18 protein-coding genes are annotated in these 26,678 nt (G+C 37.1%); 12 read left to right on the top strand and 6 right to left on the bottom strand.

What is annotated here, in order from left to right:
• Nucleotides 1-2: 2 nt before the first annotated feature.
• The 3 genes from ACFIK8_RS00625 to ihfB form a co-directional block, all read right to left on the bottom strand.
• Nucleotides 3-935 carry a class I SAM-dependent methyltransferase gene (locus tag ACFIK8_RS00625; RefSeq protein ID WP_375635363.1) on the bottom strand — a complete coding sequence of 311 codons (933 nt, stop codon included), beginning with the start codon at nt 933-935 and terminating at the stop codon, nt 3-5.
• A gap of 172 nt (nt 936-1,107) precedes the next feature.
• Nucleotides 1,108-1,404 carry a lipopolysaccharide assembly protein LapA domain-containing protein gene (locus ACFIK8_RS00620; protein ID WP_375635364.1) on the bottom strand — a complete coding sequence of 99 codons (297 nt, stop codon included), beginning with the start codon at nt 1,402-1,404 and terminating at the stop codon, nt 1,108-1,110.
• Nucleotides 1,405-1,411: 7 nt separating this feature from the next.
• Nucleotides 1,412-1,690: an integration host factor subunit beta gene (ihfB, locus tag ACFIK8_RS00615; RefSeq protein WP_012754445.1), complete on the bottom strand. Its 279-nt coding sequence runs from the start codon at nt 1,688-1,690 to the stop codon at nt 1,412-1,414.
• Between the two features lie 184 nt (nt 1,691-1,874).
• Here ihfB and lptC point away from each other — a divergent pair, with 184 nt between their 5' ends.
• The 6 genes from lptC (at nt 1,875) to rlmN (ending at nt 8,943) form a co-directional block, all read left to right on the top strand.
• A complete protein-coding gene (lptC, locus tag ACFIK8_RS00610; RefSeq protein WP_375644358.1) occupies nt 1,875-2,519 on the top strand; it encodes an LPS export ABC transporter periplasmic protein LptC in 645 nt (214 codons plus the stop codon).
• A 76-nt stretch (nt 2,520-2,595) separates the two neighbouring features.
• Complete coding sequence (locus ACFIK8_RS00605; RefSeq protein ID WP_375635366.1) at nt 2,596-3,192, top strand: LptA/OstA family protein; 597 nt, start codon at nt 2,596-2,598, stop codon at nt 3,190-3,192.
• A 6-nt stretch (nt 3,193-3,198) separates the two neighbouring features.
• The gene (gene lptB, locus ACFIK8_RS00600; RefSeq protein ID WP_375635367.1) at nt 3,199-3,993 is read left to right on the top strand and encodes an LPS export ABC transporter ATP-binding protein; all 795 of its coding nucleotides are present in this window, start codon (nt 3,199-3,201) and stop codon (nt 3,991-3,993) included.
• A gap of 911 nt (nt 3,994-4,904) precedes the next feature.
• Nucleotides 4,905-5,369 (top strand): PTS IIA-like nitrogen regulatory protein PtsN, encoded by a 465-nt coding sequence (ptsN, locus tag ACFIK8_RS00595; protein WP_012754449.1) that lies wholly within the window; start codon nt 4,905-4,907, stop codon nt 5,367-5,369.
• Nucleotides 5,370-7,170: 1,801 nt separating this feature from the next.
• Entirely contained in the window at nt 7,171-7,674 is a 504-nt protein-coding gene (locus ACFIK8_RS00590; protein ID WP_026500150.1) for an invasion associated locus B family protein, read from the top strand.
• Between the two features lie 42 nt (nt 7,675-7,716).
• Nucleotides 7,717-8,943, top strand: a complete 1,227-nt coding sequence (gene rlmN / locus ACFIK8_RS00585; RefSeq protein ID WP_012754451.1) for a 23S rRNA (adenine(2503)-C(2))-methyltransferase RlmN — start codon at nt 7,717-7,719, stop codon at nt 8,941-8,943.
• Nucleotides 8,944-9,440: 497 nt separating this feature from the next.
• Here the strand turns inward: rlmN and ACFIK8_RS00580 are convergent, their stop codons facing one another.
• The gene (locus ACFIK8_RS00580) at nt 9,441-10,088 is read right to left on the bottom strand and encodes a LysE family translocator (RefSeq protein WP_375635368.1); all 648 of its coding nucleotides are present in this window, start codon (nt 10,086-10,088) and stop codon (nt 9,441-9,443) included.
• A 170-nt stretch (nt 10,089-10,258) separates the two neighbouring features.
• Between ACFIK8_RS00580 and ACFIK8_RS00575 the strand changes: the two genes are divergently transcribed.
• The 6 genes from ACFIK8_RS00575 to trxA all read left to right on the top strand — a co-directional run bounded on the left by ACFIK8_RS00575 (nt 10,259) and on the right by trxA (nt 22,942).
• On the top strand, nt 10,259-11,506 hold the full coding sequence (locus ACFIK8_RS00575) for an argininosuccinate synthase (protein ID WP_375635369.1): 1,248 nt from the start codon (nt 10,259-10,261) through the stop codon (nt 11,504-11,506).
• 364 nt (nt 11,507-11,870) lie between these two features.
• Entirely contained in the window at nt 11,871-13,532 is a 1,662-nt protein-coding gene (locus tag ACFIK8_RS00570; protein ID WP_375635370.1) for a lysine--tRNA ligase, read from the top strand.
• The gene (locus ACFIK8_RS00565; protein ID WP_208438469.1) at nt 13,532-15,106 is read left to right on the top strand and encodes a peptide chain release factor 3; all 1,575 of its coding nucleotides are present in this window, start codon (nt 13,532-13,534) and stop codon (nt 15,104-15,106) included. The genes ACFIK8_RS00570 and ACFIK8_RS00565 overlap by 1 nt, the downstream gene beginning before the upstream one ends.
• 730 nt (nt 15,107-15,836) lie before the next feature.
• A complete protein-coding gene (gene addB / locus ACFIK8_RS00560) occupies nt 15,837-18,956 on the top strand; it encodes a double-strand break repair protein AddB (RefSeq protein ID WP_375668846.1) in 3,120 nt (1,039 codons plus the stop codon).
• Between the two features lie 2 nt (nt 18,957-18,958).
• Nucleotides 18,959-22,435, top strand: a complete 3,477-nt coding sequence (gene addA / locus ACFIK8_RS00555) for a double-strand break repair helicase AddA (protein WP_375668845.1) — start codon at nt 18,959-18,961, stop codon at nt 22,433-22,435.
• Between the two features lie 183 nt (nt 22,436-22,618).
• Nucleotides 22,619-22,942 (top strand): thioredoxin, encoded by a 324-nt coding sequence (gene trxA, locus ACFIK8_RS00550; RefSeq protein WP_375635373.1) that lies wholly within the window; start codon nt 22,619-22,621, stop codon nt 22,940-22,942.
• Nucleotides 22,943-23,680: 738 nt separating this feature from the next.
• Here the strand turns inward: trxA and tsaE are convergent.
• Nucleotides 23,681-24,151: a tRNA (adenosine(37)-N6)-threonylcarbamoyltransferase complex ATPase subunit type 1 TsaE gene (gene tsaE / locus ACFIK8_RS00545; RefSeq protein WP_375668844.1), complete on the bottom strand. Its 471-nt coding sequence runs from the start codon at nt 24,149-24,151 to the stop codon at nt 23,681-23,683.
• Nucleotides 24,152-24,202: 51 nt separating this feature from the next.
• Nucleotides 24,203-26,668, bottom strand: coding sequence for a PAS-domain containing protein (locus ACFIK8_RS00540; RefSeq protein WP_375668842.1), 2,466 nt, complete (start codon nt 26,666-26,668; stop codon nt 24,203-24,205).
• Nucleotides 26,669-26,678: the final 10 nt, after the last annotated feature.

Raw genomic sequence — 26,678 nt, 5'->3', positions numbered from 1 at the left:
ATTCAAGCAATCCAACGGCTAAAAAGAGAAGTAGAAAGAGCACGTCCTGAAACTTCTTCACGCAAAATGAGTTCTCCTGATTCGACCGTACCACCAAGATTTACAAATGCATCACGCATTAAAGCATGAAGTGCAAAAAAGGAAGCACGAATAGAATAAGCTGTAAGGACAACAGAGAGCGGTTTATCAGAGAGAAGTTTACGACAATTTGAGATCATAGCGGGTAAATGATCAAACAGTTGCCAAATTTCACCATGGGGTCCACGCCCATAAGCAGGGGGATCAAGAAGAATCATATCATAGCTTTTCTTACGACGCAGTTCACGCTCGACAAATTTCATAGCATCATCGCAAATCCAGCGAATAGAATGATCTGGTAATCCTGCTTTTTCTTGATTAGCTTTTGCCCACGCAATGGCTTTTTTAGAAGCATCAACATGGGTAACATTCGCACCCGCTCGTGCCCCAATCAAAGAGGCAATACCTGTATAGCCAAAAAGATTCAACAATTTTATAGGACGTTCGGCTTTAACAATTTGCTCTTCCATAGAGCGCCAATGAGCATCTTGTTCAGGAAAAACCCCCACATGACGAAAGGAAGTAAAACGGCCTAGAAAAAACAATCCATTCCAAGAAAGAGTCCATGTTTCATCAAGTGGCTTTTTAGGAAAATGCCAACGACCAACCCCTTCTTCATCACGGTTTCCTGTGAAAATAGCATCAACATCAGCCCATTGTTTTCGTGGTAAAGCGGGTTTCCATAGTGCTTGACCTTCTGGTCGAATAATGCGGTAAGCTCCATAACGTTCTAATTTTTGTCCATGACCAGAATCAATGAGAGCATAGTTTTCACTTACACCTGTTTCTAAAATAAGGGGCAACTTTTCCTGCGGATATCTATTGTTATGGGAGGATTGAAAGCATTGTGCGGGCATGTTTTGTATCACGGTATATGAGGTATGAAAATATATTATAAAGCTCTTAAGTGTTTCGTAAAAGTGCAAAAGAGCTAAAGCCAATTAAAACATGTATAAAAAAAAGAAAAGAGCACTTTTAAATCTGTACTGAATATAAAATACAGAGAGAAAAGATTTAATTAAAATACCATTACACCAGATTTGTGATAGACGTTTTCAATTTCTCGATCTCTGCTTTACTTTTTTTGAGAGCTTTTTTGTATTTGTGATAGGAAAACCAACTGATCAGATTTCCTAATAAAATACCAAAACCAAAGAAAATAAAGAGCCATATAAAAAGGGGAGCATGATAAGTAAAACTTTCAGAATCTGCTCTAAAAGGATCAAGGGTTAACGGAACCATCTGACGATTAGCCACGATAAAAATAATCAAGAACGCTGTGAGAATCACACCGATACTTGTTAGAAGAATACGTTTAATTATCATAAGTTTCTCACTGATTAAGACGGTCGCGTAAATCCTTGCCAGTTTTAAAAAAAGGAATCCACTTTTCTTCAACAGAAACGGCTTCACCTGTTCGTGGATTACGTCCATTACGGGCTGAACGGCTTTTTACAGAAAAAGCTCCAAATCCACGAAGTTCAACGCGATTGCCATTTGCAAGTGCTGTTGAAATTTCCTCAAAAATAGCGTTTACAATATTCTCTACATCCCGTTGAAAAAGATGCGGGTTATGACGAGCGATAATTTGCACAAGCTCTGATTTTACCACAATAGCCTCACTTTCACACAAAAATTTTTTTGTAATTGTGCACTTCATGCATATTACAATATATAAACGGATAAAAGCAAAATAAAACCAAGAAAAAACAAATTGCAAGAAACAAAATTTGAAAATACCTTCTATAAAGGTTATACAGATTAAAAATGCGGAGTATTTAAGAGATTAGGAGAGTATGTCCGTACACAATAATTATGAAGCCTTTTCAACGCAATCATCTTTTGGAGATGTTTTTAAAAAAGCATCCCTTCATTCGCGTCGTATTAGCATATTAAAAATTTTTTTACCTCTCTTAGCGTTGATTTCAGCGCTGGTTTTTTGCTGGTTTACGTTTTTCTTGGTTCCCGTTACTTCTGATTCTATGCCTTTGAATAATGAAGAAAGTGGCGTGGTGAATTTGACAATGCTCAATCCAAAGTTAGAAGGGTATACGCGTGCTCATGAACCTTATTGGCTTAAAGCAGAAAAGGCATTTCAAGACCATACACACTCTGGAATGATTGGGTTGCAAAACATTACAGCTAAAGCATTTATGGGCCAACAAAAACAGGTTTTTCTCGCAGCACAAGGGGGGGTTTACGATAACATTAATGGTTTTTTACAGTTGGACAAGCCATTCACCATTACGACGAATGATGGGATGATGGCACAATTTATGTCAGCGAGTATTAACTTATCCGAGGGACAGTTAAAAACAGATCAGCGTGTTAATATTCAGCAAGCCGGTTTGCATCTTGCCGCAAATGCCTTACAAATTCGAGAAAAAGGAAAAAACATGTATTTCCATGGTGGTGTGCATTTAGTGCTTCAAAAGCAATGACGTAATATCAATACGAATCTTCAAAGGATATTTATAAAGAGAAGTATGTGTATATACAAACAGAAGAATTGAAATAATGAAATCGTACAAAAGATGGATAGGTGTGACCTTGGCTTTTAGCATGGGAATGTTAGGAGGAGCAGTTTTAGGATATGCCGAAGTGGCTCATTTTGGAATAAGTTTATCAAGCGACAAAGAACCGGTAGAACTTCATGCAGATTCTTTGGAAATACGTGATAAAGAAGGGATAGCGCTTTTTAAAGGTGATGTTTCAGTGGTGCAAGGTGAACGTCTTTTAAGAACGGCAAAATTAGTTGTTTACTACGATAAAGCATATAAAGAAATTGATAAAAACAAGGAAGATACAAAGGCATCATCTGTTTCTTTATTTGGTTCGTCGGGTATACAAAAAATGGAAGCTTTAGGAAAAGTTTATATAAAAATTGCTACGCAAATTGCTACGGGTGATAAAGGCGTTTTTGATGGAAAGTCAAAAATGATGAGTTTGACAGGGAGTCATGTTGTGTTAACTGACGGTGACAATGTGGCCACGGGGTGCAAACTAACGGCAAATATGGAAAGCGGAAAGGCTTTTTTAGAAGGTTGTGAGACGCCTAAGAAAAAAGGTCGTGTTTCTATTATTTTAAAACAAAATCAAAAGAATGGCCATTAAGATTTCATGTTTGGAATCAAAAGAAAAAAACAGACCGATAAATATAATCTTGAAAGTGAAGCTTCAAAAAATCCCTTAAAAGGGACCTTGATTGCCAGTAACTTGATTAAAGTTTATCGAGGAAGACGAACTGTTAATGGTGTTTCTTTTGGCATTCGTACGGGAGAAGCCGTTGGCATTTTAGGGCCCAATGGGGCAGGTAAAACAACTTGTTTTTATATGGTTACGGGGCTCATAAAATCTGATGGAGGATCCATTAAAATTGATGGATTTGATATTACGCATCTTCCGATGTATCGACGTGCGCGTTTAGGTATTGGATATCTTCCACAGGAGGCTTCTATTTTTCGTGGTCTTTCAGTAGAAAATAACATTAAAGCTGTTTTAGAGGTCGTTGAAAAAGATCGCCTTAAACAACGTGAAGAGTTAGATAGCCTTTTACATGAATTTAAAATTGATCATTTACGTAAAATGTCTGCACTTTCGTTATCTGGAGGTGAACGTCGGCGACTTGAAATTGCGCGCGCTTTAGCTTCTCGTCCCCATTTTATGTTACTTGATGAACCATTTGCAGGAATTGATCCTATCGCTATTTTCGATATTCAACAACTTATTCGTCATTTAACTAGGCGTGGCATTGGTGTTCTAATAACGGATCATAATGTGCGTGAGACATTAGGGCTTGTCGATCGCGCTTATATTATTCATACAGGGCGGGTGTTAGTTCACGGTTGTCCTAATGATATTATCAACAACGTTGATGTACGCAGAATTTATTTGGGAAATCAGTTTTCTCTTTGATTTTACAGCTTTCACGAGTTTCCATTTAAGTTTAACCAAACATTATTACTGAAAATCTCCTTATTTATGCCAAAACTTCTTTTATGACTATAACCTTAATGTTGTTATTGAGTGGTGAAAAAGACTTCATCATTAGAGGGTTAGTTTGTTGTTTTATAAGTTTAGCTTGCTCATGATTGTATCATAGAAAAGATATCACTAGATTAACTTGATAATGAGTGATAAACGAAGCTCTCAATAAATGCGTGTGTTATTGAAAGGTAAGAGATATTTATCATATTTTTCTCTGTCGAATCAAATAATATATCGATGATGCTGTTTTAGGTATTTTGATGGGAGCACCGGTTATATATTGCGGTTATTCAATAGGAGTTGTCGTATTTTATTGGTTTATATGGCCTATTTGAAAATAGGAGCTCGGCTAAAGATATCAGGATAAATCTATAAACCTTTCAAAATAATCATTAAATCTCTAAAAACCTTTATATTCTTGTTATAAGGCGATGTTCAAGCTATACAGTAATTTTCAAAGTAAAGGTCCATTTTGCTCAGTATGCTTTTCATCTTAATTTAAGGGCTCATTTTTAAAGAAAGAAAAACTCTGATGGCGAATTATACATCAACTCTTATGACAAGTTTAATAAATTTATGAATAATGACCTTTTCTAGAGTCGTGAGGAAATTAACTTTATGAACAACTTCATTTCTTTGGTTTCTCATGCCGTTAATGATGATCCGAATACTATTTATTGTTGTGTTAGAAGTGATATGAGATGTATTGAGCCATCACCCATTATAAATTGAAAAGTAAAAACACATGCGATGTTGCGAAAAGTGAAAGAACATTAAGTATCTATACCGTTTATAGGTTTATTGATGAGCATTTTAGCGTGTAAGAGGAAAATTAAAGTATGAATTTGAGTGAGTTAATAGCACCGGAAGCGATCATTCCGGCTCTTAAGGCTAATTCGAAAAAACAGGTTCTGCAAATTTTAGCCGAAAAAGCTTCCAAGCTAACAGGTCTTAGTGAGCATGTGATTTTTGATGTTGTTTTACAACGCGAGAAGCTTGGTTCAACGGGTTTGGGTGGAGGTATTGCGATTCCTCATGGAAAATTACCTGATATTAATCGGATCATTGGTATATTTGCACGTCTTGAAAGTCCTGTTGATTTTGAAGCTCTTGATGACGAACCTATAGATCTCGTTTTTCTCCTTTTAGCACCTGAAAATGCTGGTGCAGATCACTTAAAAGCTTTATCACAGATCGCACGTGTTTTGCGTCACACTGATGTTGTGCAAAAATTGCGCAATACGCATAATGCTAATGCGCTTTATGCTTTACTGATTCAAACTTCAGAATCAAATGCAGCTTAGAAGATATTATGAGTGTATAAGTTGCAAGGTATACACCACGGAACGTAGAAAATAATATAATTTTTATCTTAAAAGACTGATAACAAAAGGTTATGTCATGCAATTTTGAGAAATCGTTTCTAAGCGAACCTTCTTTTTAAAGAGCAAGTAACAAAAACGAAGTACTTGTTTTTGTTACTTGCTCTTGTATATTAAAGCATCTAATCATTATGCTTCGTGGGTTAATTTATCCTGTTGTACTGTAAAAAGCCATCATTTGAGGTGTGGAGAGATAAGGCATGTAAGTCTTCTTAATACATTAAATGCTTTTAGAATGTGTGGTAAATATTCTTAAGCAGGACTTGTTTGTAGAGCTTTTGGTTAGGTAAATCACATAAGTGGGAAGACAAGAGGAGACCGCTCGACAAGAATCCAAACTTTTTCAGTCCAGATTGGATTAAGAATCTTTGTCCTTTGAAAGCGGGAAAGAAATCAACAGAAAAATTTATTTGTGCATCGAATTTTTTCGTAAATTGAGTTTGAGTGTTTAGGGATAATATTTTAATGCTCAAGAAGAAATAAGAGTGTATCCTCAGTATAGCAAGATATTGATTTATAAATATAATTCACTATTTTGCATGTTGTAAATGGAATTAGCGTGTGGATAAAAACTGTACAAGAAAGGGTAAAAATGCTTCCTATGAATCGTCTCAAGTATCGAGGGTTGTAGCAAAACATTGGGAGCTGGAAAATAGTGTTATGGTGCCGGTTTGCTTCTTCACAAGTGGAGAGGTAAACTATTTTATAGATATGATTTAGATGTCAGCTGTTTTATAGAGCCCATGCTAAAAAACAATTTTGTACGGTAAAAATGAAAGTTATAGCTTTAGGTTGGGTGAAACAGCTTTGTGCATGGGAAGATTTATTCAGATCCACTTTAATTGATTAAAATGTTGTTAAAAAACGATAAGGTTAAAATTGCTGTAGAAAAAGATTTTATATTTTTGTTGATAAATTACTTAGAAATAAGAGAAGGAAACTTTTCAAAAGAATTCTTAGGAAGTTTTTTATAACAGAAAGGAAAATGTCGTCTAACATATTAAAATAATATGATTAAGCTATTATAAGCTACTAAAATCATTTTAGAAATTAATAATTGGAGATAAAATATATAGGGAAATAAGATCAAAAGAAACAAAGTGGTATGTGATTATTGAGATAGAATCTGAATTCTTTATGTTTTATTATTAATATATTGATAATATTTTATTATTTTTACAAGATATTTTGAAGATTGAGAAAAAGTGTTATCGGGACGATATTGAATACGAAGTATGAATGCACTATAATGGGTGAAAGATGGAGTATTTTGTGAACATAAATGTATTGAATGCATAAAGTCGAGAAGTGATATCCGTAAGGCGATTAAGCTTTTTTGCGGGGAGTATGGGGTGTATTTTCAAAATTTTGCATCAGATTGCTTGTGACATAAAGAGTATGGTTTATTTCTTAACAGAGTGATGGTATATTTTCATCTCGTTTTGAAGTTCTATAGCTTAAAGAAATCGTTTTTTATACAAAAACGAAATGAGTAGCATAAAATGAAGATGTTATTTTTTAATGTGGTTATTGAATAAGAAGTTTATGTTTTGGTAACGATTAAAAGGTCACAATGGAACGTGGAAATCTATTCTGGTTAGTGTGAAAATATTTCGCTTATTGAAGGAATTAAGACAATAACACATGGATATCGAGGAGTTTTTGTTGAATTTTTCCAATGAAGAGAATCTTGTTAGAGACTAAAGAAGTGAGCTAAATGAAGATGTTTGAAAAGACTGTTATTGCTGCATCTGTAATGGTTTTTGTTACAGCGGGCGTGGCATATGCACAAACGCCAAGCCGTTTAAATCAATTTGAAGCGTGGGGAGCCTATTCTTATAAATCGCCCAAAAATACGATTTGCTATGTGTTATCGGTACCTTTGAAGGCTCTTCCAACGACAGTTAATCATGGTGATAACTTTTTCTTGGTTACCAAGCGTTCTCATTCACCTATTTCGTTTGAACCGCAGTTTATGGCTGGTTATACCCTTCAAGAAGGGTCGAGAGTGACAGTGACCATTGGAGGTAAGGACTTTGATTTTTTCACGAAAGATTCCTCAGCTTGGTTGGCTTCATCAGAGCTAGAAAAGCAGCTTGTTTCTGCTATGCGTGCAGGAAGCAATATGACAGTGAAAGCGATATCAAAACGAGGAACGCATACCACTTATACTTATTCCTTAAAAGGGGTTACTGCTGCATTAAATGCAGCTCAAAAGTGCCATTAAGGTTTCGATAATTTCTAAAATAGTGATGTGAATTGGAAAGCAATGGCCATTTCCTATGACCTTAGACCAGTTGGTTCATGTTTTGCGCGAGAAACAGATAATGTGGTCGTGAAGGAGAGTTCTAAGCTCTCTTTAATTGGTTTGTCGCAAGATGAGATGGTGCAGGCTTTAAAGACAGTTGGTGTACCAGAGCATCAAACGCGTATGCGTGTGCGTCAGCTTTGGCATTGGCTTTATGTGCGTGGCGTTTCAAATTTTGATGAGATGCTGAATATTTCTAAAGCAATGCAAGAAACACTTAAGTGTCATTTCTCCATTGCGCGCCCAGAAATTGTTGGAGAACAAATATCAAAAGATGGTACGCGTAAATGGCTCTTACGTTTTCCTGCACGTGGAGCTGGAAGGCCTGTTGAAATTGAAACGGTTTATATCCCTGAAGAAGGACGTGGTACTTTATGTCTTTCATCGCAAGTAGGGTGTACGTTAACTTGCTCTTTTTGCCATACGGGAACGCAGATGCTTGTTCGCAATCTGACTGCGGAAGAAATTTTGGCACAATTATTGGTTGCACGTGATTGTTTGGGTGATTTTCCTGATAAAAATACCCCTGATGGGGCAATAGTTCCCATTGAAGGTCGCAAAATTACCAATATTGTTATGATGGGGATGGGAGAACCTCTTTATAATTTTGAAGCTGTTAAAAAAGCTTTATTGATTGCTTCTGATGGCGACGGGCTTTCTTTATCAAAACGTCGGATTACGCTTTCAACCAGTGGGGTTGTTCCTGGAATTATCCGAACCGGAGAAGAAATTGGTGTTATGTTGGCGATTTCACTCCATGCAGTACACGATACATTAAGGGATATGCTTGTTCCCATTAATAAAAAATATCCGCTTGCTTTACTAATGGAGGCTTGCCGTAATTATCCTGGTCTTTCCAATGCAAAGCGAATCACTTTTGAATATGTTATGCTGAAAGATATCAATGATAGTTTAGATGATGCTAAGCGATTGATTAAGTTATTGAAAGGGATTCCTGCTAAGATCAATTTAATCCCTTTTAATCCGTGGCCAGGGAGCAATTATCAGTGTTCTGATTGGGAGCAAATCGAGCGTTTTGCTGATGTCGTTAATCAAGCGGGCTATGCTTCTCCTATTCGGATACCGCGTGGACGCGATATTTTAGCGGCATGTGGACAACTTAAATCAGCTTCAGAGCGTTTACGGAAATCTGAACGTTTGCGACTTGAAAATGCCATTGGTCATTAGTTAATGCAACTTTCTGCGATATTAAAGCCTATGCTTTTTTTTCAGTAAATCAGCATATAATAGCATGTGTGAGACAGAGATTAAGATGGATAAGTGTTAGACGAACAGTTTCAGCTTTTATATGCTCAATGGGGAGAAATATTGTATATAGCAGTCTGTTTGCGTAATTTCTAAAATAAGGAGGAAACCTCATTTAGAGGCAATATGAAGTCTTAAGGGTCTTAACTAATTTCCATATTATTATCGTACATTTTAATTCTATTTTATGACTTTTAAAAGCATCTACGGTAATATCTTTTAAAAAGTGGAGATTGTGTATTGCCTCACTCTTTTGTTTATTACGTTCTTTAAAAAGATTTCGCTTCACACACGAAAACTCCCGATTCGCTTATAACGTACAAGGGAAAGATATTGTTTGATTCAAAATAAACAGGTTTGAAATGAGAGAATCCTACAATATTTTGGTTCTCATTTAAATTAAAAACGATAAATTACATTTATAAATCAATTTTTGTAACTATAAGGAGATGGAGGGCAAAGATAGTAAAAGTACCAGCAATAAGCCAGTCGAGAAAGCGAATATAAAGAGGTTTTTTCTTGAGAATTTTGGTAAGTTTATGCGCTGTAAAAACGATAGAAATTGTAATGGGAAAAGAAATAGGGATATAAGAGAGTCCTAAAAAGAGTAGCTTTTGTGTTGCCATAGGATCATCCGCATTGATAAATTGTGGTAAGAATGTCGCGTTAAAGAGTATAACTTTAGGATTTAAAAGATTGATTCCAATACCAGCAAGATAGTTACGTTTAGCGCTTTGAGATTTAGAAGATGTCTGTTCGAAGGAAAAAGTTGGATTTCTCCGTAACGCTTGAAAAGAAAACCATAAAAGATAAAAGGCGCCAGCAATTTTTAGAAGAATAAAAGTGTGTGGCGCAGCAAAAATAAGCGCTGATAAGCCAAGTGCTACAGCGGTAACCTGAATGGCAAACCCTGTTGCACTACCCAAGGCGCACATAATTCCAGCTTTTTTGCTTTGTGTAATGGTTCGTCCTACAGAAAGCATCATATCAGGTCCTGGAATAAGTGCTAAAATCAACGATGCTAAAGCAAATTGTACAACAATAGACCACTCCGGTAGAAATGACACGTAAATCTCCTTTTATTTTTAAGCAGTATTCATTATTTACACTCTAAAGCGTTTTTATTTACGTTTTTTGCGTCTTTTTAATGTTGCTTAAAGAGAATTTATTTTTATATTTGTTGCATTGTTTTGATTTCTAGGTAGAGATAAAAGAGCAGCTCATATAGAATTTTGAAATGAAGAAGTGGCAAAATATTAGAAAAGTTGTTTTGGCTTATTCAGGGGGATTGGATACGTCAATTATTCTCAAATGGTTGCAAAGTACGCTAGGCGTTGAAGTTGTAACTTTTACAGCGGATTTGGGGCAGGGGGAAGAGCTAGAATTTGCTCGTCGTAAAGCTGAAATGTTAGGTGTTAAAGAAATCTATATTGAAGATTTGCGCGAAGAATTTGTGCGTGATTTTGTTTTTCCGATGTTTCGAGCCAATACCGTTTATGAGGGAACTTATCTTTTAGGAACATCAATTGCACGCCCACTTATTTCAAAACGCCTTATTGAAATTGCTAAGGAAACAGGAGCAGATGCAATTGCTCATGGGGCAACGGGCAAAGGCAATGATCAGGTACGCTTTGAGCTTTCCGCTTATGCTCTTAACCCTGATATAAAGATTATTGCTCCATGGCGTGATTGGGATTTTAAGAGTCGGACAGATCTGTTTGAATTTGCTCGTATACATCAAATTCCTGTAGAAAAGGATAAGCAAGGCGAAGCACCTTTTTCAGTGGATGCAAATTTATTGCATTCTTCATCAGAAGGAAAGATTTTAGAAGATCCAGCACTTCCTGCTCCTGAATATGTCCATATGCGTACTCTTTCGGTGGAAGATGCTCCAGATCAAGCAACCAGAATCACTCTTGGCTTTAAAAAAGGTGATGCTGTTTCAATCAATGGAAAAAATTTATCTCCTGCAACTTTACTTGCAGAATTAAATCATTATGGGCGCGATAATGGTATTGGTCGGTTAGATTTGGTAGAAAATCGCTTTGTGGGTATGAAATCGCGGGGTATTTATGAAACACCAGGGGGGACCATTCTTTTAACGGCTCACAGAGCTATAGAATCTTTAACGCTAGATCGTGGTGCAGCTCATTTGAAAGATGAATTGATGCCACGTTATGCAGAACTCATTTATTATGGATTTTGGTTTTCGCCGGAACGTAAGATGCTGCAGGCAGCTATTGATTTATCTCAAGAACATGTTGAAGGTGAAGTCACGTTAAAACTCTATAAAGGAAACGTAATTGTTGAAGGGCGCCAAAGTAAAAAATCACTTTATTCGAGTGAGTTGGTAACTTTCGAGGATGATCAAGGTACTTATGATCAAAGAGATGCAACTGGTTTTATTAAATTAAATGCTTTACGTTTGCGTACATTAGCAATGCGTCATCAAGGTGACAAAAAAAGAAATAGAAAATTACAGTGACAAGTGTAAAGTAGGGGAAGTACTTTTGTATGGAATGCCTAACTTAAGCATTTTTATCTGTTGGTTTTTGCAGTCCTTTCATTCAATGTTAGAGGCTTCGCTTTTGTACTAAATCAGTATAATAAGCAAAATTCATGATAATAATAGCAATGAAGGCTCTGATAATCAAAACAAGTCAATTTTGCTTTATAATATTGAATGTTTTTGATTTTTATCAGAACAAAATATGTTTATAGCGAGGGCGATTTTTGTATTGTGACTTAAGAGTATAAAGAAATTTTCATCTTTTTGCTTGCTATTATTGACGAATAAATTCAAGAACCATACACCCTATTTTGAAAGAGTGTAATTTTTAGGACAAATAATGATGCGTGATCAGTGTGATACCCTTAACCTTGCGCCTGAATTAAAAGATGCGGCTTTTCAATCGAGAACTTGGCCATTTGAAGAAGCACGTAAGATTATCAAACGGTATGAAAAGACGGGTTATCCAGACAGTGTGATATTTGAAACAGGTTATGGACCTTCTGGTTTACCGCATATTGGTACTTTTGGGGAAGTTGCACGTACAACCATGGTGCGTCATGCATTTCATATTCTTACGGAGAATAAAGTAAAAACAAAATTGCTTTGTTTTTCTGATGATATGGATGGTTTGCGCAAGGTTCCTGAGAATGTGCCTGATCGCGAGAGGATGGAACATTATCTTGGTCAACCGTTGAGCCGTGTACCCGACCCTTTTGGAGATGACTATCCTTCTTTTGGGGCAGCAAATAATGCGCGGCTACGGGCTTTCCTTGATCGTTTTGGTTTTGATTATGAATTTGCAAGTGCTACGGATTATTACCATTCTGGTCGTTTTGATGAAACACTTTTGAAAATCCTTGCCTGTTATGACAAGGTTATGGCAATTATTTTACCAACATTGGGTGCAGAGCGGCAAGCGACCTATTCGCTCTTTTTACCAATTTCTCCCTTTTCTGGAAAAGTATTACAGGTACCGATGATTGAGCGTAATGTTGAAAAAGGTACAGTTACTTATATCGAACCAGAAACAGGAGAAACCATAGAAACAGAGGTTACGGGGGGCAAGGTTAAATGTCAGTGGAAGGTGGATTGGGCAATGCGTTGGACAGCACTTGGCATTGATTATGAAATGGCAGGAAAAGACCTTATCGATTCCACAAATCTTTCTTCTAAAATTTGTAAAGTATTAGGTGGGAAGTCCCCAGAAGGATTCAACTATGAGCTATTTTTAGATGAGAAAGGGCAGAAAATTTCCAAATCCAAGGGAAATGGCTTAACCATTGATGAATGGCTTACTTATGCCCCAACAGAGAGTTTAGGGCTTTATATGTTTTCAAAGCCTAAAACAGCAAAAAGGCTTTATTTTGATGTCATTCCTAAAGCGGTTGATGAATACTATGCGCATCTTTCAGCCTATGGTCGCCAAGAATGGAAAGAGCGGTTGAATAATCCTGTATGGCATATTCATAATGGTTGTCCTCCGCAGGTTGATTTGCCTGTTTCCTTTGCGATGCTTTTAAATTTGGTAAGTGCTTCAAATGCGGAGAATGCAGAAGTTCTTTGGGGTTTTATTTCTCGTTACGCTAAAGGAGCAAATGCACAAACTTATCCAGAACTTAATCAATTAGTGAAGTTTGCCATTAGATATTTTGATGTTTTTGTTAAACCAAACAAAAAATTCCGGCTCCCTGATGATAGCGAACGAGCAACATTAGCACAAATTGATGAAAAATTAGCTAATTTACCTGAAACTGTTGATGGCAATATGCTACAAAATATGCTTCTTGATGTTGCGCGGTTAACGGAACGCTATCAAGATCATAGCAAAAAAAGCCCTGAAGGTGGGCCTGGTGTTTCCAATGTTTTTTTTCAAATGTTGTATGAAGTCCTTCTGGGACAAGAGCGAGGTCCACGATGGGGATCATTTATAGCGCTTTATGGGATTAATGAAATGCGTGCACTGATTGCTGAAGCGCTTGCACGTCCTGTGGAGGAATAATGGAAAAGAGAGTGCAGGAAGTAAAGCGACGCCGTACATTTGCAATTATTGCTCACCCAGATGCTGGGAAAACAACATTGACAGAAAAGCTTTTATTGTTTGGTGGTGCTATTCAACTTGCAGGAGAAGTAAAAGCCAAAAAAGATCGTATTCAAACCCGTTCTGATTGGATGAATATTGAGCGTGATCGTGGTATTTCCGTTGTAACTTCGGTGATGACGTTTGAATATGAAAATCATATTTTTAATCTCCTAGATACTCCAGGACATGAGGACTTTGCGGACGATACCTATCGCACACTCACAGCTGTTGATAGTGCTGTCATGGTTTTGGATGCGGCACGGGGAATTGAGCCTAGAACATTAAAATTGTTTGAAGTGTGTCGGATGCGGGATATTCCTATTGTTACGTTTATCAATAAAATGGATCGTGAGGCACGTGATCCTATAGAGCTTTTAGATGAAATTGAAGAAAAGCTTGCTCTTGATACTGCGCCTATAACATGGCCAATTGGTACGGGTAAAGATTTTGTTGGTACCTATGACCTTTATCATAATCGTTTTCGTCAAAAAGATGATGAGATAACACAGCAGATAGTTTCAAATCCCAGAGAGGTTGTCCATTTACTTCCTGAATATCAACATTCAACTTTTATTGAAGGGGTAGAACTCGCTCAAAGTGTTTGCAAGAATTTTGATCTTCAAGCTTTCCGTGAAGGTCATATGACTCCGGTTTATTTTGGTTCAGCTTTGCGAAATTTTGGTGTTCGTGATTTGATCAATGCGCTTATTGATTTTGGTCAAAGTCCTCGTGACCAAAGTGCAGATCAGCGCAATGTCATAGCCATGGAACCTAAAATGACGGGATTTGTTTTTAAAATTCAAGCAAATATGGATCCTAATCATCGTGATCGTATTGCATTTTTTCGGGTATGTTCGGGAACACTTGAACGTGGTATGAAGACAAAGTTGGTTCGAACAGGAAAACCAATGACACTTTCGGCTCCACAATTTTTCTTTGCGCGTTCACGCCAAATTGCTGATCAAGCCTATGCCGGTGATATCGTAGGGATTCCTAATCATGGAACATTGCGTATTGGCGATACTTTGACTGAAGGAGAAGATATCCTCTTTAAGGGAGTACCAAATTTTGCACCAGAGATTTTGCGTCGTGTTTGTTTGGGCGATCCAATGAAAGCAAAAAAGCTCAAAGAAGCTTTGCAACAAATGGCTGAAGAAGGGGTTGTACAATTGTTTATTCCTGATGATGGGTCGCCTTCTCTCATTGGTGTTATTGGTGCTTTGCAAATTGATGTTTTAAAAGAACGATTAAAAATAGAATATTCTTTGCCAGTGAATTTTGAGTCTGCGCGTTTTAATTTATGTCGTTGGATTTCAGCGCAGAGCAAAGATGAGTTGCAAAAGTTTCTCAGCAATCACCGCTCTGCTATTGCGTATGATTTAGAAGGTGATCCAGTCTTTTTAGCGGAGAATCATTTTTCATTGAATTATGAGGCAGAAAGAGCTCCTAAAATAAAATTTTCTGCTTTTAAAGATTACCAAGTACGCTCTTAAAATAAAGAAAAATATTTTCTACAATAATTTGATTTATAATGATAATTTATCATTTTTTATATTGGGTTAAAAATCTGAATATTATAAGTTTCTTATATTGAAACAATCAAAATCGTTTGTTTGCATGTCATAAGTAGGATTGATGTGTGCGTAAAACACTGGAAGCAAGAAATACAAAGCCTCTTATAAATCTTCTCCATAGCCAAGAGCTTTCAAAATATTGGGTGAGGGTAAAAAAGTGATGATGGTGGTTTGTAGCGTTATGATGTAACGATGGTGGTGTGTGGTGTATCTTATCCCATTCACGGAAGTTTAAGTTATACTATTCATTTATATTATTTACGGGACGACATTACGAGGTAAGCTCAAGTACAATGAAAGATGTCTCTTTAAAAACAAACATATAAAATTGCAACATAATGATATTTTTGGGCATTCTATTTTGCATAAGGGATGTAATCCTAGCAAAATAGAGGCTTGCACGATAAACTTTTGCAAAACTCTCTCCATCAAAGTAATCTATTTTCGCTGTGAAGGGTGGAAATATTATTTTTTTTCCCAAGCTTTTTATGGGAAAATATTATTTATGAAACTGATTTTTTAAATCTAAAATAAAAAATCTGCTGTATAAATATAGCTTTTCAGTTTTTCCTTGTATAAATATTGTATACAGTCAAAATAATACAAATAATCAATAAGCTGAAATTTGTTATCCCAAATATGAGATCATATGACCTATAAACCGCGTGTCTTTTCTATTTCTCCGGGAACTGCTTTTTTGCCTCACTTTGTTGATGCACTACTCTCTGGTAGCCTTATTGATAATTTCGCTTCCAGTGGAGATATTCAAACTGCCCTTGCCGATAGCCTTATTTATGTTCCGACACGTCGTGCTGCTCGCGCTTTGCGTTTAGCCTTTGTTGAAAGAAGTGATACACAATCAACATTCTTGCCAACCATTCGTGCTCTAGGAGATGTAGATGAAGACAGTTTCCTTTTTGTTGAAAATCATACCAGCACTCTCGATCCGCCTATTGGAGAAAGCGAACGTCTTTTACTTTTAGCACGCCTTATTCGTCCATGGCGTGAAAATTTACCTGCGCATCTGCGTGCCATGTTTGGCACAGAAGATGTGCTTATTCCGGCTCATAGTGCTGATGCGATTTGGCTTGCGCAAGATTTAGCACACTTGATGGACGAAATTGAAACAGAAGGAGCAGACTGGTCAAAACTTAAAAATATTGCACCTGATATGGTCGCTGAATGGTGGCAAATAACGCTCGATTTCTTGACTATTGTTACGCAAAATTGGCCAAAAATCTTGACAGAAAGACAACGAAGTAATCCCGCTGAATGGCGTAATCAAGCACTCACAATGCACGCAGAGACTTTACGACGTATGCCGCCTGATAAACCGGTCATTGCAGCTGGTGTGTCAGGTTCTATGCCCGCAGTTTCTCATCTTTTAAAGGTTATAGCTTCTCTGCCAAAAGGGGCTGTTGTTCTTCCTGGCCTTGATCTTCATATGGATGAAGAACAATGGAATGCACTATGCACAAGCCATAAAGAAAAAACAGCTTGTGATTTTTTTGATCCTGCAGAAAATGTTTTTAGCCATCCTCAATATCATTTAAAAAAACTTCTAACTCTCATGGAGTGTCAACGTCATCATGTTTGCGAAATTGGCCAACAAAGTATAACAAAGAAAAGACGAATGGCTCTTTTATCAGAAGCACTCCGACCAGCTTCTACAACAGATAAATGGATACAAATTGTCCGTGATGATTATGAAAATCTTTGTGCAGATTGGTCATTTATTGAAGCTATAAATGAACGTGAAGAAGCTCTCGCTATAGCTGTTACCTTACGTAAAGCTATTGAAGAACCCCAAAAAACTGCGGCCCTTATTACAAATGACCGTAATTTAGCACGCCGTGTTGCTGTGGAATTACAGAGATTTGGAATTGAAGCAAATGATTCAAGCGGAATACCACTTGCACAAACATTGCCTGTAACTCTCTTACGGCTTATTTTAGAAAATGTGTTGCAACCCGATGATCCCATTGCTTTTCTTTCTCTTCTTAAACATCCTCTGACAACACTCCAACAAAACCGTCATCGTTTACGCGAAATGGCAGAAAATTTTGAACTTTTTATTCTTCGAGGGAATACAGGGCGCATCAATCTTTGCGAATGTGATCAATTTCTTGAAAAATGGATTGAAACGCACTTTCATAATAGTTCTGAAATCAACGCTCTTGATCAGCAGAAATGTGAAGAAGCACGTTTCCTTTGTCATCTTTTGAGGAAAGCTGTTGAACCTTTAACATCTCTTATGAAAAAAGAGAAAGAATGCACCATCACCGAAGCTGCGATAGCAACTGTTGAGGTTTTTGAAAATTTTGGTCGCAATGAAGATAATTCTCTTGCACATCTTTATCAACACGAAGCAGGACAAGCCCTATCAAAATTTTTACGTGAATTGGTCAGTGATCAATCAGGATTAACATTTCATCTTTGCGAATGGCCCGCTATGTTTTCTGCCATAATAGTAACCCGTTCCGTCACACCTTCGCCTGGAGGACATCCACGTTTATTCATCTGGGGTACCTTGGAATCACGTTTGCAAACAGTTGATACAGTGGTCATCGGCGGTCTTAATGAAGGGTCATGGCCGATATCAACCCGAAATGATGCTTTTTTATCGCGACCGATGAAAATGATGTTAACTCTGGAGCCACCAGAGCAGCATATTGGTCTTTCCGCGCATGATTTTCAATGGGCGATGGGAATGGATAAAGTGGTGATGAGTCGCGCATTGCGCGTTAATCATACACCCTCCATTCCTTCACGCTGGCTACAACGCATGGAAACAGTTGTAGGGAAACAGGTTTGGAAAAAAATCCGTGAACGAGGTGAAATACTACGCCATTGGGCAAAGATGCTTGATCATACAAGCATAACTTCTGAGGTGGAACGTCCTTGCCCTGCTCCACCTCTTGATATACGTCCGCGTCATTTTTCAGTCACTGAAATAGAAACATTGCGGTATGATCCTTATGCTATTTATGCTAAAAAAATCTTACGGCTCAAACCACTTAAAGAACTTATTCATGATCCTAGCGCTTCAGAACGTGGAACACTTTATCACGCTATTCTTGCAGCTTTTTGCACACAAATAAAAAATCCAAATGCTGCAAATGCACTCAATGTGCTGCTTTCTATTGGACGTAAAGAGTTTGATAAATTCAATTTTCCACCCGACATTGAAGTAATTTGGTGGAATAGTTTTGAAAATCTTGCTCCACGCCTTATTCAATGGGAACAAAGTTTAGGACTGCGAGAGCGATATTCGGAAGTGGTATCACAAAAAATCCCTATAGGAACAACAGGGGTAACCCTTTCAGGACGTGCTGATCGTCTTGATGTTTTGCCAGATAAAACAGTTGAAATTCTAGATTTCAAAACTGGTACCCCTCCTTCATCAAAACAAGTTCGTGAATTATTATTTCCGCAATTGGCTTTAGAAACAGCTTTACTCATACAAGGGGGATTCCCAGATTTTCAAGATTTTACTCCCTCAAATTTATTTTACATACCCCTTAACAAAAAAGGTGAAATTAAATCCCAATCAATTCTTTTAAAGAAAAAAGACGGAAAAACTCACCTAAGTGCTGTTAATCTTGGTGAAAATGCATGGGAAAATCTTATCGCACTCATAACTTATTATCAAAATCCACAACAAGGCTATCTCTCATATGCTGTCCCCATGTCAAAACGATATGAAGGCGACTACGACCATTTGGCTCGGTTGTGGGAATGGTCAAGTGGTTTTCATAAAGAAGAGTAATCATGACGATTTTTTCTATTCCTGAAGCCGCTCTTGATGCACAAGCAACGGCAACACATCCCCAAAAAAACGTGTGGGTTTCTGCAAATGCTGGATCTGGAAAAACCCATGTTTTAAGTGAACGTGTTATCCGTTTGCTTTTAAACGGTACGCCTCCAGCACGTATTTTATGCCTTACTTATACAAGAGCTGCTGCTGCTGTTATGCAATCACGAATTTTTCGCACGCTTTCCAGTTGGAATGAACTCGATGACGCACAGCTGCAAGAAACCTTAACACGGTTTGAAAAAAAAACTGTTAATGCGCAAAAACTAACTTATGCACGACAACTCTTCGCGCGTGCTCTCGAAACGCCTGGTGGCTTAAAAATCCAAACGATTCATGCTTTTTGTGAATCTCTCTTGCATCAATTCATGTTAGAAGCCAATATTGCAGGGCATTTTGAACTTCCCGATGATATCAGTCGAAAAAAATTACTACAAGAATCTCGTCGCCAACTTTTAGCTCGTCGTGATGTACAGCCTGCTTTACAACAGTTATTTAAAGTTATTAGCGAACATACTTTTAATCAATTGCTCTATGAAGCAACGGAAAAGCAACATAAATTATCTGATTTTTTATCTTCTCTTCTATCTGAAAATGGAGAAGAAAAATTGCGTGCACTTTTTAACTTAGCGCCAGATGAAACAAACCAATGTCTATTGGAACAAATTAAACAGACAGCGCGCCTTCCTCTTTATGCTCTTAACCATTGTGAAACCAATGGTAGTCAAAGCTGCAAGGATATGGTGGAAAAACTTTCCCAATTAGAAAAGGTGCATGATGAGACAAATATTCTCAATATTATTTCTGATATTTATTTTACAATAAAAGGTGAGCCACGTAAGTTTTCACATTTATCTCGTAAAAAGTCAGACCAAATTTGGCCTTTTATTCAACAAATGCTTGAAGATAAACAAAACAAGCTTTCTATTCTTTTAGAGAAATATCAATGTGCAAAAGTTGCTACTCTCAATATGGCTGCTTTTCAGTTATGTGCTGTTTATCTCAAAATCTACACGAATCTAAAAAAGGCTAATGGCTTCTTAGACTTTGACGATCTTATTGAGCGTACACTTCATTTATTACAGCGTAAAGGTGCAAGCCAATGGGTGCATTATAAACTTGATCGTGGTCTTGATCACATTCTACTTGATGAAGCACAAGATACTAATCCTGAGCAATGGCAAATTATTCAACTGTTGGCACAAGAGTTTTTCTCAGGTTATAGCCAACGAACAAATATACGGACTCTTTTTGCTGTTGGAGATGAAAAGCAATCTATTTATTCTTTTCAAGGCGCAGCTCCAGAAAATTTTGCTGAAAATGGACGAATCATTCAAAAAAAAGTGCAGCAAACAAATCAGCAATTTGAAAAAATACAACTGCATTACTCTTTTCGCTCTACAGCGGATGTTCTTAAAAGCGTTGATATTGTTTTTGAAACACCAGAAAACTACAAAGGACTTTCGGCAGAAAATACAAAAACGGTGCATGAAGCTATTCGTGTTCATAGTCCCGGTGAAGTTGTTATATGGGATGCTATTTCCCAAGAGACGAGTGAATTTCCTCATGATTGGCATTTAAGCGTTGATCATTTAGATACCCCTGAAGTTCGTTTAGCAGAAAAAATTGCTGAAACTATTGCCAACTGGTTACAAAAAGGTGAAATGCTTCCAGCAAAAGGACGCTTAATACGTGCAAGTGATATTATGATCTTGGTTCGTAAACGTGATCAATTTGTCTCAGCTCTTTCTCGTGCTTTTAAACACCGCAATATTCCCGTAGCAGGGGCTGATCGTTTACAGCTTACCAAACATATTAGTATTCGTGATTTAATGGCGCTTGCACGTTTTATTTTGCAGCCACAAGATGATCTTTCTCTTGCTTGTGTTTTAAAAAGCCCCCTTTTTGCTCTTAGTGAAGAGGAACTCTATCAGCTTGCTGCACACCGCACCGGCTCTCTTTGGCAAAGCTTATTTACGCACGCATCATCGCAGGCATCTTTTAAAGATGCTTTTGAAAAGCTAAACCATTATCGCGCTTTAGTGGATAAAATACCGGTTTTCGAGTTTTATAGCCATATTTTGAATAATGATAAGGGAAGACAAAAAATTCTGTCTCGTTTAGGATCTGAAGCAAATGATGTGCTCGATGCTTTTATGGATTATACGCTCACTATTCAAAAAACAGGATTACCAGGATTACAAGCTTTTTTAGAAACATTAAGTGCAAGCGAACCAGAAATTAAACGTGAATTTGAACAAAATAATGAAGAAATCCGCATCATGACTGTTCATGCTGCAAAGGGACTAGAGGCTGCTATTGTGTTTTTGGTCGATCCTGGTAGTGCGATTTGGCATCCTCAGCATGCGCCTCACTTGCTTAAAGTTTCTTTAAACAATGCACAATGGAATGGAAAACAAGCCTTTATTTGGCGCCCCAATGAAAATTTTGATACAAAACCCTCTAAACAAGCAATTTCACATTTAAAAGAGCGTGCAGAAGAAGAATATAGGCGCCTTCTTTATGTAGGAATGACACGTGCTGAAGATCGCTTGTTTATTTGTGGATATAAAGGCCAGAAAACGCAATCTCATACATGGTTACAACTGGTAAAAAAAGCCCTCGAACCGCATGCTCTTGCTATAAAAGATTCTGCGGAAGATATTGCAGCTTGGCGTTATTGTATTACATCTCCTTCCTCTGCTTCTATAAACCCAAAAGTCCCTTGCGCTGAATGCCAAACCTTACCACCTTTGCCTGCTTTTTTCTCCCATAAAGTACCAGAAGAACCAGTGCTACCAAAACCGTTAAAACCCTCAGTCGCGAGCCTTTCCATTGAAGCTGATACAGAGCTGTCCTCAAGTCCAAAACAGCTTACCACCTCCCCTGTTTTAGGAGCAACAAATACTAACAGAGCTTTTTCCATTGAATATGGTAATATCGTTCACCGATTGTTACAATATTTACCCGATTATCCCCTACAAAAACGTCGAGACTATGCTCGAAACTATCTCAATATCAAAGCCTCTCATTGGTATGAGAGCCAAAGAGAAGATGCTCTTCGCCATGTTTGGAAAATATTAGATCACGTTTACCTCAAGCCCCTTTTTTCTGAGCATTCACGTGCTGAGGTCTCCTTAATGGGTATAGTGAAAATTCGTGGAAAAGAACAAGCAATTTCTGGTCAAATTGACCGTCTCTACATCACGCAAAACAGCATTATCTTTGCTGATTTTAAAACAGGAACCCCGCCAGAAAATGAAGCTGCTATTGCTTCCCATCACTGGTTGCAAATGGCTCTTTACCGAAAATTGTTGCAAGCTATTCATCCCGATAAAGATATCCAAGCTCTGCTTATCTACAGTAAAGAAGCCAAAATTTTTAAACTTTCTCCAGAAAAACTCGAGGCATTTCTTGGTGAAGTTGCCTTATAAGTTAATAAGTTACTCCTTTCCTTCAAAGTATCCTTACACTTTTTTACTTTCATAAAATCGCCCAAACAAACACAATACACAATCTCTGGTGTAAAAAAGTCCTTTAATAATTTATCTTTGCAATAACTTGATATGAATTGTTATCATACCAATCTATAAAAAGTGAATATAAAGGATAAATCAATGACGTGTATAAAAGTTGATAAGGACAATTTCGAAAGTGAAGTTCTAACCTCTTCCACCCCTGTTGTGGTTGATTTTTGGGCAGAATGGTGTGGCCCTTGCAAAATGATTGCTCCAATTTTGGATGAAATTTCAATAGAAATGCAAAATCAAGTTAAAATTGCTAAGGTAAATATTGATGAAAATCCAGAACTGGCTACCCAATACGGAGTACGTTCTATCCCTACATTATTAATGTTTAAAAATGGAAATATTTCATCGAATATGGTTGGCGCTACCTCTAAAGGACGTCTTTCTGAATGGATAAAAGATGGGCTTAGTTAATTCCACATATAATCACTATAAAGGAGAGAAGCTTTGTCTCTCCTTTTGATTTTTAAACATTCTTTTTTGCATTATACTATAATAAAAAGATAATAAAATCAAAATGTTAAATGAATTTAAGAATTCATACTTTTATGCATGATTCAATTGACTATTTTTTATAAAAAATTGCCCTGTATGAAGAATATAGGCAATTCTTTCCTTATATGCGCGTCAAAAATATTGGGTGAATGATAATTTCATAGAGGTATTTTCTTCTTGGATAAGACTATTGAGATAGATAGTGCTTTCAACACATAAAAAGGCAATATCAATCTAGAAATAAGGAGATTTTAAGAAAAAACTTTGCAAATTACTTTTCTGAAGTTCACAATTTTTAAGCAGAAAGAAGTAAGCAATTCACTACAGATTATATAATGCTCTTCTAAAGGGTTACCACTTCAATTTAAAATTCTCTTGTACTATTCTCTAGAATCAAAAGATTTTTTTGGAGCCTTTACCAAAAATATGAAAGGCAAAAAACATTCTCTAAAATAAATTGATAAATTCCTATAAATTAACGGATGTCCTTTGCAATTTATGTCATTGTTATATAAAAGAGTCAGTATTTCGTCTCATCTTCATGGTTGATCCGCCATGAGGGACTTCTTTATGTTGTTCATCATTTCAAATTTCGGTACGTATTAGAGGTATTATCAATTAAAAAATGATGAGGTCCATGCTCATGTCGATGTTTTTTTAAAATGTACGAATTGCAAAAGACTGTTGCAAACGTTCAATGGAATGTTGTGCTGATCTGAGTGTTACATGACGCCCATGTTCTTTATAGTGTAAGGTGAGTGCAAAAGTGGCAAGCTCTAAAAGAGCTGTATTTCTTTCTGGCCATTCAACAAGCAAAATATTTTTCTCACGAGCTTCATGAAGCCCTAATTCATCAATTTCTTCTGCCATAGAAAGGCGGTAAAGATCAGCATGAATAATTTCAAACTGTGGAAGTTGATAGCTTTGCACAAGAGTAAAAGTAGGGCTTGGAACATCCATAGTGTTATCATTCGTAAGTGTTTGGATGATTGTACGTGCAATAGTTGATTTTCCAGTTCCAAGATCTCCTTGCAACGTTACAAGATCCCCCGGCTTTAAAGAAAGGGTTAAATGTTGTGCAAAAAGCTTTGTTGCCTCTTCATTTTCAAGAAAAAAACTAAAATTCATTAAGAGTTCCATGAAATGGATGAAAAATTTTTGTTACAATAAAGATTGAAATTAAAAAATCTTATCTCCTTTGGGAAGTGGGAAAAAACATTTAACTGTTGTTCCTTTTCCAGAACCGGTAAGAATCTCAACATGCCCGCCGTGTAGTTCAACGAAACTTTTCACAAGGGAAAGGCCAAGACCCGCTCCTGCACGCCCCCCATGGTGTGAATGAGAAGAAAAACGTTTAAAAATACGATCAAGGACGTCTTTTGGAATATCAGAGCCTTCATTGTGAACGCTAAAGACAATGTTATCATCTTGTTCATCGACGCAAAATTCAATAGTGCTCGCCTCCGTTGCAAAATTAATAGCATTACTCAGCACATTCACAAAAATTTGATGCAAGCGTTTTTCGTCAGCAGAAATGGAATTTAAGGAAGGAGAAATTTGTTGTAAAAGCGTAATATGGCGTCCATTAAGGCGATCTTCTATACGTGTTACTGCTTGTATCATAGCATCTGCAATATTAACCGATTTTATGTCCAACTCCATAATGCCTGCATCAAGGGTAGCAAGATCAAGAATATCGTTAACAATATTTAAAAGAGTTCCTGATTCTGAATGAATATGCCCAAGATATTCTTGTTGACGTTTATTGATAGAGCCGAAAATTTGATCACGTAAAATATCCGAAAATCCAATAATATTGGTGAGAGGTGTACGCAATTCATAGGAAACATGTTGAACAAATTCATTACGCAAACGATCAGCACTTTCTAATGCTTCATTTCTTTCTTGAAGAGCACGCGCAACATGGACAGTGTCCGTAACATTCACAAAAGTAAGCATCGTTTGTCCATCGGGAAGAGGGACCAGAGTATAGTCAATAATCATATCATTTTTAAGATCTATACGACCTGAATATGTTTCACGTTTTTCAGCAAAACCGGTAATGAATTTGGTAAATTGATCCCATTCTTGTCCTAAGGTTAAGGCTGAACAATGGCTTTGTAACTGTGTAATATGGGTCCCTTCTACCAGTAAATTATAGGGAAGCGACCACAATTTCGACAGGGCAGGATTCGATAAACGAAGGCGCCCATCAGTACCAAAAACAACCACGCCTTCGGAAAGTTTATCAAGTGTTTCACCTTGTATTTTAATAAGTGTATTATAACGGCGTTCAAGATCAATTTTTTCTGTAAGGTTTTCGTAAAGCCAAGTGACACCTCCTTGTGGATGAGGGTTCGAGATAACACGCACCGTACGCCCATCTGGAAGATTCCAAATTTGTTGGTTCGATTCTGTTTGTCGATAGGCTTTAAAAAGTTCTTCTTTCCACGCGCGCCAATCGGGGTGTTCAGCAATGAGCCCTTTTTCACGTAAACGTTCAAGAAATAATGTATGGCTTGGTTCACTTTCTAAAAAGGAAGTCTCCAACGGCCATAAAATTTTAAAAGCATGATTACAGAATTTTAATTTTTGGTTTGTATCAAAAATAGCTACAGCTGTTGAAATTTGGTCAAGTGTTTCACAATGGCTTTGAAGAACATAACTTAATTCATGAGCAAGATTTTCATATGCGCTGTCATCACGCGCAAAAGCTGCCATCCCTTCGGCTGTTGTAATACGTGTGAGATGAAAACGATGTCGTTCTCCATCAATAACTGTGTGAACATGTTCTTGAAAAATTGTTTCTGTTTCATCTGTTTTACGTTGTGTATTTTCATTGAAAAGATCCCCCACTTCATCACTGTCTTCACGAAAGTCTGTCATTTCTCTAAAGGCGCGATTTATAAAACAAACTTTTCCTTCACAATCTTTTATCCATACGGGCTCTTGAATAAGATCAAGAAGATTACGCTGCATTCTCAGTTCAGTAAGAAGGCGGGCGATATCTTTCTGTAAACGAGCATTTTCACTCTGTTGTTTTGAGATATCTTGAAAACGAGCAATAGCGACTGTTCCTGCGATGACTCCTGTAACTTGCAGCAATACATTGTTTGTGGTGGTGATAGAAAGATCAAAAGGGTGACATTTACAACGTAGTTGAGTCAATGCATAATCAAGTTCTCGCAGAGAATTTTCTTCAACCCAGAGCTCAAAACGCTGAAAATCTTTCTGGTCGATTCCTATTTTTTGCAATGCAGAAAGGGCACCAACGACACGGGGTAAGGTTGTTGGATTTTCCCAAATAAGAAGGAATTGCTCGGTTTCTTCCAGAAGCCATTCATAATATTTAAGTTTTTCAGAAAAATTTGCCTGAATTATATTCAAAGGCTTCTGTGCAGTTTTTTTTGCACGCATAATAACAGCCAAGCACGTGAGAAGTGAAGCACAAGAAATCCCTCCACACAGTGCTAAAAGCAGCCATGGACCATCTAGTAAAATGAAGAAAAATGGTAAATAACCTTCCAGTGGCTGAGCAACAGCGCATGTTGGAGAAAAAAAGAAAAAAAGGCAAAATATATACGCATAGATTCGAATCATTTTTTGAGCTTTTTCTTTGGGGTTATAGTCACCAAAGCTGCGCACGACATCTTTC

The organism is Bartonella sp. MR168JLCBS, assembly GCF_042194175.1.
This window is presented reverse-complemented; position numbering and strand designations above follow the sequence as displayed.